At 40.2% G+C, this 11,517-nt stretch carries 12 protein-coding genes and 3 pseudogenes; 10 read left to right on the forward strand and 5 right to left on the reverse strand.

Annotation, left to right across the window (positions count from 1 at the left end; genetic code table 11):
* Positions 1 to 1,086: non-hydrolyzing UDP-N-acetylglucosamine 2-epimerase (wecB, locus tag BFU02S_RS11605; RefSeq protein ID WP_157075919.1), on the reverse strand; the 1,086-nt coding region annotated here is incomplete at its 3' end.
* 183 nt (positions 1,087 to 1,269) lie between these two features.
* On the opposite strand from wecB, the gene pssA reads away from it, so the two are divergent.
* The 4 genes and pseudogenes from pssA to BFU02S_RS16420 all read left to right on the forward strand — a co-directional run.
* The gene (pssA, locus tag BFU02S_RS11610; protein ID WP_066370701.1) at positions 1,270 to 1,761 is read left to right on the forward strand and encodes a CDP-diacylglycerol--serine O-phosphatidyltransferase; all 492 of its coding nucleotides are present in this window, start codon (positions 1,270 to 1,272) and stop codon (positions 1,759 to 1,761) included.
* A gap of 141 nt (positions 1,762 to 1,902) precedes the next feature.
* Positions 1,903 to 2,325: a CBS domain-containing protein gene (locus BFU02S_RS11615; protein WP_066370704.1), complete on the forward strand. Its 423-nt coding sequence runs from the start codon at positions 1,903 to 1,905 to the stop codon at positions 2,323 to 2,325.
* Positions 2,326 to 2,458: 133 nt separating this feature from the next.
* Entirely contained in the window at positions 2,459 to 3,619 is a 1,161-nt protein-coding gene (locus tag BFU02S_RS11620; RefSeq protein ID WP_066370706.1) for a DUF4317 domain-containing protein, read from the forward strand.
* A gap of 230 nt (positions 3,620 to 3,849) precedes the next feature.
* A pseudogene (locus tag BFU02S_RS16420) lies at positions 3,850 to 4,057 on the forward strand (SAM-dependent methyltransferase); the annotation flags it as partial.
* A 157-nt stretch (positions 4,058 to 4,214) separates the two neighbouring features.
* Here the strand turns inward: BFU02S_RS16420 and BFU02S_RS11625 are convergent.
* Together BFU02S_RS11625 and BFU02S_RS17140 are read right to left on the reverse strand one after the other, a co-directional pair.
* Complete coding sequence (locus tag BFU02S_RS11625) at positions 4,215 to 5,285, reverse strand: MFS transporter (RefSeq protein WP_218005654.1); 1,071 nt, start codon at positions 5,283 to 5,285, stop codon at positions 4,215 to 4,217.
* Positions 5,286 to 5,288: 3 nt separating this feature from the next.
* On the reverse strand, positions 5,289 to 5,438 hold the full coding sequence (locus tag BFU02S_RS17140) for a hypothetical protein (protein WP_218005653.1): 150 nt from the start codon (positions 5,436 to 5,438) through the stop codon (positions 5,289 to 5,291).
* Between the two features lie 163 nt (positions 5,439 to 5,601).
* On the opposite strand from BFU02S_RS17140, the gene BFU02S_RS11630 reads away from it, so the two are divergent.
* From BFU02S_RS11630 to BFU02S_RS11650, 6 genes are all read left to right on the forward strand, one after another.
* Entirely contained in the window at positions 5,602 to 6,498 is an 897-nt protein-coding gene (locus BFU02S_RS11630) for a LysR family transcriptional regulator (RefSeq protein WP_066370723.1), read from the forward strand.
* A 76-nt stretch (positions 6,499 to 6,574) separates the two neighbouring features.
* On the forward strand, positions 6,575 to 6,664 hold the full coding sequence (locus BFU02S_RS17825; RefSeq protein WP_501193342.1) for an Rpn/YhgA-type helix-turn-helix domain-containing protein: 90 nt from the start codon (positions 6,575 to 6,577) through the stop codon (positions 6,662 to 6,664).
* Between the two features lie 243 nt (positions 6,665 to 6,907).
* Entirely contained in the window at positions 6,908 to 7,645 is a 738-nt protein-coding gene (locus BFU02S_RS11635; protein WP_066370709.1) for a conserved phage C-terminal domain-containing protein, read from the forward strand.
* Entirely contained in the window at positions 7,638 to 7,988 is a 351-nt protein-coding gene (locus BFU02S_RS11640; protein WP_066370712.1) for a replicative helicase loader/inhibitor, read from the forward strand. The genes BFU02S_RS11635 and BFU02S_RS11640 overlap by 8 nt, the downstream gene beginning before the upstream one ends.
* Positions 7,975 to 9,315, forward strand: a complete 1,341-nt coding sequence (dnaB, locus tag BFU02S_RS11645; protein WP_066370715.1) for a replicative DNA helicase — start codon at positions 7,975 to 7,977, stop codon at positions 9,313 to 9,315. The genes BFU02S_RS11640 and dnaB overlap by 14 nt, the downstream gene beginning before the upstream one ends.
* A gap of 248 nt (positions 9,316 to 9,563) precedes the next feature.
* Entirely contained in the window at positions 9,564 to 10,205 is a 642-nt protein-coding gene (locus BFU02S_RS11650; RefSeq protein ID WP_066370719.1) for a 2OG-Fe(II) oxygenase, read from the forward strand.
* A 168-nt stretch (positions 10,206 to 10,373) separates the two neighbouring features.
* Here BFU02S_RS11650 and BFU02S_RS16780 read toward each other — a convergent pair.
* Together BFU02S_RS16780 and BFU02S_RS11660 are read right to left on the reverse strand one after the other, a co-directional pair.
* Positions 10,374 to 10,499 (reverse strand): annotated as a pseudogene (locus BFU02S_RS16780) (helix-turn-helix domain-containing protein); the annotation flags it as partial.
* 74 nt (positions 10,500 to 10,573) lie between these two features.
* A pseudogene (locus tag BFU02S_RS11660) lies at positions 10,574 to 11,441 on the reverse strand (LysR family transcriptional regulator).
* Positions 11,442 to 11,517: the final 76 nt, after the last annotated feature.

An 11,517-nucleotide genomic window follows, 5' to 3' on the forward strand; every position in this document is an offset into this window, starting at 1 on the left:
GAGATGATGGAGGCCGCCTAAGATCATGTTGACCACTTTGTTTGAAACATTTGGATCGTCATAACCTTCGGGTAATTTCCATGAATGGTTTGATTGAACCATTAAGTTAACACTATCTGCAATCGCTTGATAATCGACACCAGACACAACGTTGCTGCCGCAGAGCACGGTCTCCGGTCTTTCCGTACTATTCCTGATCGTGACGGCTGGTACATGAAGGATGCAGCTTTCTTCTTGAACCGTTCCGCTGTCAGTGATCACGCAGCGTGCATGCTTTTGAAGTTTGACGAAATCAAAGAATCCAAAGGGTTCACTGAAGTGAATTAGCGGTTCTCCCGAAACAATATGAAATTTTTTCATTCGATCGCGTGTACGTGGATGTACACTGCATATGATGGGGATTTGATGTTGTTTCGCAATTAGCTTTAGTGCATCTACGATGTGACGGAGCCGTTCTTCATTATCGACATTTTCTGCACGGTGGGCTGTTACTACCATATATCCATTAATAGGAATGCCAATAATCTCTAAGATGTCACTTTTATCAATTTTTTCTTTAAAGTGCTGAAGCACTTCATAAATAGGATTTCCCGATACCCAAATCCTATGATTCGGGACCCCTTCTCGTATTAAATTTTCCCGACTCAGCATCGTATAAGGCAAATTAAAGGATGAAACAGCATCAATTGCTTTTCGGTTAATCTCTTCGGGTACAGATGTATCGAAACAGCGGTTTCCTGCTTCCATGTGGTAGACAGGCACACCTATTCGTTCTGCAAGCAGGGCACAAAGGGCACTATTCGTGTCACCCAATAAAAGAATCTTATCCGGTTTCTCCTTTGTGATGATATTTTCCACTTCTGAAAACATTTCTCCGACTTGATGACCAAATGTGTGAGAGCTTAATTGGATTTTGTAGTTAGGCTGCCTAATTTCCAGTTGTTCAAAAAACAGATCGCTAAGAGAGCGGTCATAGTTCTGTCCAGTATGAACGAGAATATGATCGGTTAACCTATCCAGCTTTTGAATAATCAGACTTAACCGAATGATTTCCGGGCGTGTTCCAAGAATAGTCATTACTTTCAATAGTATTCAAACTCCTTTTACAATAAGGTAACTTATGCATACTATGATGTACGAGTAGAAAAATTGCTAATGAAATTGTCCTATTCCATATGTGACGGTCTGATTACAAACGTATTGGATTCTCACCCTTTGTATTTTTAAGAATAACTTGGAAAATGCTATTTCATAAGGAGGGGAACTGACTTGTTTGATCAAGCCATTAAAGCGATACCCAATTTATTTACACTTGGAAATTTATTATGCGGTGTTCTTTCGATCACCCTGAATATGAGCGGATTCTTGGAACTAGCCTCTATTATGATTTTCTTTTCTGCGACTTTAGATGTTCTTGATGGAAGAATCGCGAGAAAATTAAATGTGAATAGTGAATTTGGTGTGGAACTAGATTCTCTTGCTGATATTGTCAGTTTCGGTGTTGCTCCGGCGCTCTTGTTTCATTCGATCGCAGCACCTTCCATCTTAACTTCCCTAGCGTTTATCCTTTTCCCGATGATGGGGGCATTACGATTAGCCAAATTTAGTGCCAAACCGACGATTGGGTATTTTAAAGGGTTGCCAATTCCGGCCGCTGGACTGCCACTAGCCGGTATGGGGTTTTTTTCTTACAGCAATCCGTGGATCACCTTAATCCTTGCCATTTTAATGGTCAGTCCAATTAAAATTAAAAAACTTTAAGCCGATCCGAAATAGAAGGTCATAGGTTGGGGATATAAAGCCTGGATCATCTTTAGGGAAATAGCCAGTTATTTCCTTTGCATTTTTCTAGCTGGAAGGGGAGAAACTAACCATGTTACAACCTAAAGGGAGGAAAAGAAAATGACAAAAGTCCAAGATATTATGACAAAAGATGTAAGGGTATGTACACCGCATGAGCCGGTAACTGCCGCAGCAAAAATTATGCGGGAAGTTAATTGCGGTTCTGTTCCTGTTTGTGAAGGGAAGAAAGTGGTTGGCATGATCACCGACCGTGACATTGTTATCAATTGCGTAGCTGATGGTAATGATTGCAATTCTGTTCATTGCCATGATTGTATGACATCTGATGTAATTACTTGCTCACCGGATACAGATGTACACGAGTGTGCTCGTATGATGGCAGAGCATCAAATCCGTCGCATTCCAGTTGTCCAAAATGGGGAAATGATTGGCATTTGCGCGATTGGAGACTTGGCAACCGTTGACATTCATATTAATGAAGCAGGGGATGCATTAAGCCATATTTCACGTCCGCTTCAATAAGAAATTTTAAAGCAAAAGGCAGCAGGGAATTCACCGGCTGCCTTTTGCTTTTTCTTTTTTTCTGATTCCTGTTGTGAAAAGTATTACAATTTTCTTGTTAGAAAAGTATAATCAGGAATGGGAGTTGAGAGGAATGAACAAAAAAGACATTGCCAATATACGGAAACAATTTAAATTAAATAACCATTTAATGAACATCCGTGAAATCTTTAATGTGTATGTACAGAAAGAATCAGGGGAGATTTACCATCATGCGAGCCAGCCGTTTCAAATGCTAGAGCAGGAAGCGCAAGAATTGTTTTTGGCAAATTTCAAAAAGGTATTAACAGGTCATCTGGATACGAAACTGTTTGAGTTGAAATTTAAACGAGAGGTAGAAGACAGCACGCAGGCCATTCTCTATGAAGGAATACAAGCAGATTCGACAGAAGATTGGAAAGAATATATGCTGGAAATTGTCGGAAAAATGTTTGCGCAAACCGTTTTTGATTTTGATACTGTCGTGACATTTATCCGGGGGGAATATCGAAAGCCAACCCGAAAAAGGGATTCAGAGTCTGAAGAAGGCGGGGATGACGAAGTGTATGCCAATCCGTTTATCCTTTGCAGTCTGAACAAAACAGATCAGCCGAAAAAAGCCTTAATGTTTGATTATATTGAGAAAGAATTTAAGTCGTATCATGTCTTTGATCCAATAATTAATTTGGACTCTCCATTAACTGGCTTTCTTTTTCCTGTATTTAACGACAATGCTCAAGATGTAAACCATATTCTATATTGTGCTGGAAAAGCCAATCAACCGGATGAGAGATTTATTGAAGAGGTTCTGAATTGTGAAGGGATCATCACGGCCCAAGAGGATAAAGACTGTTTCGATCTAATTTTAAAAGAAGTCATGGGCGATGAAGTGGACTCCCGAGTTATTTCGAATGTGTATGAAGAAATTGATAAGCTAGTGCAAGAGAATGAAGAAAATGAAGAAAGCGAAGTTCCTACATTGGATTATCGGGATATCGAGCGCATTTTAACCGTAAGCGGGGTAGAAAATGTTGAACCGGCCAAAGTCGAACATGCTTTTAAGTCAGTCGTAGACGATGAAAAACATGAATTCAAAGCTAGCAGCCTAGTTCCCAAGTCAATCAAAATCAATACAAAAGTCGCCGATGTAACCATTGACCCAAAAGACTTAAAATATGTCAAATATATTACATATCAAGGAAAACGCTGCTTATTGCTGGAAGTCGATGAAGAGGTAGTTGTGGAAGGATTTCGATTGGAATCGGAGACTTTGTAATTAAGACCGCGAGAGGGTACGGTTATGTTTGGTGTAATGTCATTTGGTTTGATGTAATGAGAAGAAAATCCTTCCTTTAAATAAAACAGCCACTTCAGGGGCTGTTTTATTTTTCCCCTATCTTTTTCCACTGCTCCGGCTTATTCAAAACTTAAGAATTTTTGCCTCCATTTCTTCAGATTTGGATTCTAAAGTATGACTATGAATACAAATCAGTGGGGTGATGAATAATGAAAACTCTTTCTTTCTTATTTGAATATATTGTGAATCCAACATCAGTTAGTGCCATCCTTCCCAGTTCAAGGTTTCTGGGAGACAAAATGATAGAAGGAATTGATTTTAAAACAGCAAAATACATTGTTGAATATGGGCCAGGCACAGGCGCATTCACAGAAAATACTTCTTGAAAAGAGAAACCCTCATAAATTAGAAATCTTATTTCGGTGCCATCCTTCAATTGGTTTTAACCCAGGAAAATTTGTGTCTTCCATCATATGGAAGACGCAACGTAAAAACCTTGTTTTTTCATAATCAGGCGTATTTCTTTAGGATGAGGATACCACGTACCTCATTAGTGGATTTAATATACGTATTTTCACTCCTTTTGAAGTCGTGTGCGAACAAAAAGCGCTGCAGAAACGGCTACTACAGACAGGATGGCTGCGAAGGCAGTTGCGCCGATTGTCAGCCCCATGACATCGATCAGGTAGCCCGTGCAAACGGGTAAGATGGCAGCTGGGATATAGCCGCCAATGTTGAGTACTGCGTTCGCTTCAGCCCTGCGATGTTCTGGGACATGAAGGCTAATTAGCGTCAGACCCCAGAGTTGTCCGAGGCCCTGACCAGCACCGGCTAGAACGGAGGAGATCACAATCAGCGGGGCAACAGAGGCATTGACGGCCACCGCAACACTGATCATAGACAGAAAAATGGGAGAAGCACCTGTCAGGAAAATTGTTCGAACGTGTAGTTTCTTGACCGCGAACTGTACGCCTGTTGCCGTCAGGAACATGATACAGGCCGTGCCTCCCGCGATAAGAGGGCTGGTGACGTGTAGAAGCTTTGCCAGAAGCGAGGGACCGAGCGCTAATATGAAGGATGTAGCTGTAATGCCAGGTGCGAAAATGGCGATTCCGAATGCTAGGTCCAGTCGATTTACTTTAGGTACACTTGGCAAGTGCAGACGCCAGTTGTTCTGTTGATGGGAGTGAATATGTCTTTTTGGTAGTGTTCCTGCAACGACAAAAGCGGTCGCCAATACAGCAAGTTCGACTGCAAAGATTGGAACCACCGGCTTTGCCAGTGCCACAGCCAAGGCCCCCGCTAGCAGTGGTCCGAGACCCGCGCCCAGTACCATGGCTACCGATGCAGCAAGCGAAGCCAACTGTCTCCGATTGGGCACTCCGACATCCACGACCGATGCCATGCCCGCTGAGACGATTACGCCGACAGCAATGCCTGACAGAAAACGGGCAGTGAGAAGAACTGTCACGGAGGACGCAGTGGCAAACAATAGACAAGCAAGAACGGCTGCAGTCAGACCCGGGAACAGTACTGGTTTACGTCCGAACCGATCAGAGAGCTGGCCGGCGAAAAGAAGCGTCAGGAGAAGGCCCACGATATAAGACGCAAAGACCAGAGTAAGCGTCCCGTTAGAAAAGTCTATATTTCACTGCCAGTAAACATAGAGCGGGGTAGCAGAATTCGAAAGAATAAAGACTGCCGTTACCATCCAGGCGGTTGCCCATATCCGCCAGGAACGAGGTGATCGGACTGTAGACAATTTCGACAGGGCGGTTTCTTTAGCGTGATTACTCATAAAACATTTCCTCCTTCATAGTTAAAAGTGTCCATCCTTGGAATTAGGAATGAGTCACTGCGTTGAATTTTCTTCTGAGGTATTGACTGATGATTGTTATTATATGGTATAGTTTTGTATAACTGAAATACATTTTTTGAATAGAGGAGATAACTTATTGGTTATGAGTATAAACGTAAACAATCTCAGAATATTTATAGAAGTGGCAGAGAAACTGAATATTACGGAAGCTTCCAAAGCATTGTTTATATCGCAGCCGGCCGTGAGCAAAGCGATTAAAAATCTAGAAACATCGTTGAATATCAAATTGTTTATTAGGGATAAACACAATAGATTACTGCTCACCGATGTGGGGAAAGAAATTCTGGTACTTGCCAGGAAGATGAAGGTGATCGAGAACAAAATATACCAAATTGCTAGCCGGGAGAATAAACTTCTAAGTGGTAAGGTAAAAGTGGGGTCATTTCCTGCAGCATCAACGAATCTACTGCCGGAAACCATCGCCGTATTCAGGTCAAAATATCCGCTCGTTAGTATAGAACTATTCGAAGGAACCTCAAATCAAATCAAAGAATGGGTAAAGGATCGAACGGTTGATATGGGGATCGTTACGTCCCCTTTTGATAACTATGAATATAAAATTTTAACCCATGATTACATGGTCGCAATCATTTCAGAACATCATCCAGCAAAGAATAAAAAGAAAATTGATTTTGAGGAATATCAGGATGATATTATATTTTGTAAAGGAGGACATGAGACCGCTATATCTACCATACTTCAAGAACACAACATTCCGTTTAAAGAGAACCTGACCGTCCAAACTGCCGATACGTTAATAAATATGGTTAAAAAGAACTTGGGCATAGGCATTATTTCGAATTTTACACTATCTTCTGTTTCTCACAATCTCACCATAAAAGATATTCATCCAAAGATAACCCGAGATATTGGTATCATTACAAACTCCTTTGATGAAGTCACACCTGCAACAAAAGAATTCATTCATGTCATGAGTCAATTGAGCAAAGACAATGAAGGGTTTACCAGTAAACGTTAATTTACAATGATACCTCAATTGCAAAGTATTACAAAAAAATTGGTAGGGAAGAGGGAATTAAGGAATCCGCTAAAAAATGTTAAAAGAAGGAATAAATATTGACACGGTTATGAAAGTAACAGCTCTTAGTGAGGAAGAGATTAAAAAGTTAGAACAAAACAATTGAGTTTACCGAAATATCCCCATTTTATGGGGCGGCTCCCGTATAACTACTTTTTCAACCTCCAAAATTGTTAAAAAATGCACTCCAGACACTCAGCCCCTTATGAGTGCCCTTTTTTATACTTCTATCATATTTTAAATTTTTTTCTCTACCATCCTGTCCTTTTTCCGAATTAATCACTATATATAAGATGAAAGGCCGGTGAGCCGATCGATGAGACCAACCAATTGTTAAGGAGGAGTAGCTTTGAGCAAGTTATTGATTCAGGAAAGTCCAATGATGATTATTCCGTCATTGGCAGTGAAAATCGGGTTAAATGAATCGGTTGTTCTGCAGCAGATTCATTATTGGCTCTCAACCAGCTCACATATGGTCAAGGGGCGGAAATGGATTTACAATACCTATCAGCAATGGCAGAAGCAATTTCCGTTTTGGTCGGAAAGCACGATCAAACGTACGATTCATTCACTTGAGAAAAAAGGCTTCTTGATTTCTGAGAATTGGAATACATCCAAAATGGATAAGACGAAGTGGTATACCATTGATTATGAAAAATTAAATTCTTTAGAAAACCAAGGGAATGAGTCGTCGTCTGCTCAAATTGATCCAGTGATGGGTTCAGAATGCCCTGATGTACATGCCAAACTGACCAAAGCAATACCAGAGAATACAACAGAAACTACAGCAGAGAAAAACATTCCGTTTTTCGAGATCGTTACATACCTCAATGAAAAAACAAATTCTTCCTACAAACCAACAACTAGTAAAACAAAAGACGCGATTCGAGCAAGATGGAAGGAAGGTTTTACCATCAAGGACTTTAAAAAAGTGATTGATATCAAAACAGCTGAATGGCTGCACAATCCGAAGATGAATAAGTATTTGCGCCCGGAAACATTATTTGGAACGAAGTTTGAATCGTATCTTAACCAGAAGTCTTTTCAAAGAAATTACCGTGAGGAGGATTTTGATTTAGATGATTAAGCGGGAAACCTTTGAAATCATGAAGGAAATTTCATACCTATATGACAATTTTGTTTTTGATCAAGAGAAAGTGAACCTTTGGCATGAAGTGCTGAAAAACTATCCATTTAAAGCAGTGCAAGAAAACTTATTTTCCCATGCAGCAGCTTCACCTGAACCACCTACATTATTTCATCTTGTGGCGAAAATCAAAAATGCGGGGACCATTCCAAATTCGGAAGAAACGAAGGGGATCTTGCAAAATTCGATTGTTCCGGCAAGCCCCGAAACCATTCAAAAATCACTGGCGAAGATGAGAGAGATATTGGGGATCGATAGAGGTGAACACGATGTACGTATATGAACCCTATTATCATGAAGCAGAAGAGGTGTTGGTCGGATCTTTCTTTCTAGACAGCGGCTTGGTAAAAGAATGTACCATTCTTCCGGAGCAGCTTTACTCAACTAAGTTGCGTCTCATCTATTCAGCAATCCGCAGTCTTGATGAAAAAGGCATTCCGGTTGATTTCATCACAGTTGTTGAGGAACTTGGGAGTCATATCGAGGCGATCGGCGGGGTCAGTTATCTTTCCCAATTGGCGGACAGTGTTCCCACGACTGCCAACTTCCATTTTTATGAAAAATTAGTGAAGGAATATGCTCAAAAACGGAAAACCATTCAAATTGCCGAGAAAATCATGGAACAGGCACGAGAGGCTGAAATCAGCAAGGTCCTTAGCGAGGGAATTGCAAATTTGCGAAGAATTGAAGAAGATGGAGCCGACGACGAAACGGAAGATATTGTACCAGCTCTTGTCGACTTGTACTTCTCCTGTGAGAAAGACCAAGGAGATCTAAACGGAATTCCTTCTGGCTTCACCGAATTGGACAGACTGACTGGCGGTTTCCAGGAATCGGATCTGGTCATTATTGGGGCACGCCCGAGTATGGGGAAGACTGCTTTTGCTCTTCATCTGGCCCTACATGCAGCAACGAACGATATCAGTATCATTTTTTCACTCGAAATGTCCAAAATCCAGTTGCTAAAGCGGATGGCCTGCTTTACAGGAAAAATCGACAGCCTCAAAATGAAAAACCCGAGAAAAGATTTTCAAGAAGAAGACTGGTTCCGTTTTTCCGAGGCGATTGGCAAGTTATCAAAGACAAATTTACATCTTTTCGACCGAGCCGGAATGGATGTTCCGTATATATGGTCAAAAGTTCGCAAAATTCGCAGTGAGGCAGGCAAACAAAAACGGATCCTGGTGGTGATTGACTATTTGCAACTTATCAAGGGTGATCCCAACTATAAGCAAAATCGTTACGCTGAAATTAGTGAAATTAGCAGATCGCTGAAAACGATGGCCCGGGAACTGAACGTCGTCGTCATCGCTCTTTCCCAGCTTAGCCGAGGCGTTGAAAGCCGCCAGGACAAACGACCCATCCTCTCAGACCTGAGAGAAAGCGGACAAATCGAACAAGATGCTGACCTCATTGCCTTCCTTTATCGGGATGACTACTATACCAAGGATTCACTACATAAAGATCGAATGGAAATCATTCTTGCCAAACACCGGAACGGACCAACTGGCACAGTGGAACTAGGATTTCACAAGAAATATGGGGAGTTTTTTAATTTGAAAGATGACAAGAGCAAGAATGAGAATTGGGAAAGGATAAATCGGCAATGATTGAAGCTTGGAACGCATGTAGAGAAGAGGCTATATTTAATAAAATTCCACTATTCGCTAGAAATATAGCTTTTAAGTTTGTAAAATTTTAATATAGAAACCATAGATATTGTATGAGAGGAGGGAATAAATCAAAAGAAGAGCAACCATCAAATTAAAACACTTCACGAATAAACAGCTTTCAGTATCAAACTGATCTAATTATTTCGGAAATAACAAATAATTAAAGAGGTTGATGGAAGTTGACAATGGATACGATTGCAAAAGAGCAAACTATTTTTAATCACATTGGAAATAAAATTAAAACAGATGATCGAGAAATTAACATCATTGCCCGAATGGAAGAACCATTAATTGTCATTTTGGGCAATGTACTAAGTGATGAAGAATGTAATGCGCTCATTCGTATGGCACAAGATCGACTACAGCGTTCAAAAATAGGCGCTGCACGCGAAATCCATGATCTCAGAACAAGCAACAGCATGTTCTTTCAACCAGGCGAGAATGATATGATTGAAAGAATTGAAAAAAGAATATCCCAAATCATGAATATTCCTGTTGAACATGGTGAAGGTATTCAAGTTCTGAATTATAAACAGGGCCAAGAGTATAAAGCTCATTTTGATTTTTTCAACTCTGCAAATAAAATAGGAACAAATCCGAGAATCAGCACCCTCGTTATGTACTTGAATGATGTCGAACAAGGCGGGGAGACCTACTTTCCGAAACTTAATTTTTCCGTTTCTCCCCAAAAAGGAATGGCTGTGTACTTCGAATACTTCTACAATGACCAATCGTTAAACGAGTTAACCTTACATGGCGGTGCACCGATCATCATCGGTGATAAGTGGGCGGCCACGCAGTGGATGAGACGAAAAAAATTCAGCTAAATTTTTGCAAAGCCAACAAAGAGCCAGATGCCTTCGAATGAATAGAAGGTGTCTGGCGAGGATGAAGAGATGGTTGTTTTTTGGAGACAGCTTAAAAAAGGCATACAAAAAATGTTGCAATTTATGTGATCCAACATGCCATAAAGGCCTAGTCACAGGGTTGCTGCTCTAGTTCGTCAGATGATTTACACAAAATGTAAATCCCTTAATTTTTGCTTTGTCTAAGTATCTATACAGAGAGGTTTTACTGATTCCCGTTGCTTCTGTAATTTGATTGATTGTATATTCCTTACTGGTGCGAACCCATGAATTGAAATATTTTAAACAGGATGTTACTTGTGTTTTAACAATTCGATCATCATACTCATTCATTCTCTATTCCTATATGATAAATATTCTAAAAATTTATTGGACGCAAGGGAAAGTGATTTTTGTTCTCTCATAGCAACACCAATATTTCTGAAAGCAGGAACCTCAAGCTCTTTCGCTATAATTTTGTGAGGAATACGCTGTAATATCAATTCTGGTAATATACTGATTCCTAGCCCATTTTCCACCATAGACATAATGGCATAGTCATCCCATGTTGTAAAATTAACATTCGGTGAAATATGGTGCCTCTCAAAAATTTCGGAGATTTCTGCTTTTGCCCCCTTTTCCAACAGCATAAACGGACTGTTCAGTAAGCCATTGATGGGAAACCTTTCGCAATTAGCAAGAGGATGATTTTGTGGAATCACTACCAGCAAACGGTCTTGTTCCAAAAAGATTGTTTCAAGGTCTGCTTTTGTAGGTAGCCGCAAAAATCCGAAGTCAACGCCCATTTAGGATCCAGCTCTCAATTTCTGTATAATCACCAAGCAAAAATTCAAAATCTATCTTTGGATAATCCTTCTTAAAAACTTTAATAATGTTAGGAAGCCAATGAGATGCTACGCTGGAAAATGTCCCAATACGAATTATCCCAGATTCCATATTGTGTAAGTCTTCGATTTGCTTCATTAAGATTTCATACTCATTGCAAATTCTCTTTAATTGGGGCAGTAACTTGAAACCATCTGAGGTTAAATTGATACCCGTACGTCCTCTTTCTAAAAGGAAAACCCCCCATTCTTTTTCTAAATCGTTAATCATACGGCTAATCCCAGACTGTGAATAGTCCAATGTTTCGGCAGCTTTTGTAAAACTACCCAATTCTACTGCTTTTACAAATGCCCTATATTTTTGGATATTCATATCTCTTTCCTCATTCCATCTGATTTTGTTATGCATTTCATGATAAACATTCGTTTTTGTAATGTATGCTCATAAG

Origin of the sequence: Neobacillus fumarioli NBRC 102428, assembly GCF_001591485.1 — a bacterium.
Classification (GTDB): Bacteria; Bacillota; Bacilli; order Bacillales; family Cytobacillaceae; genus Neobacillus; species Neobacillus fumarioli.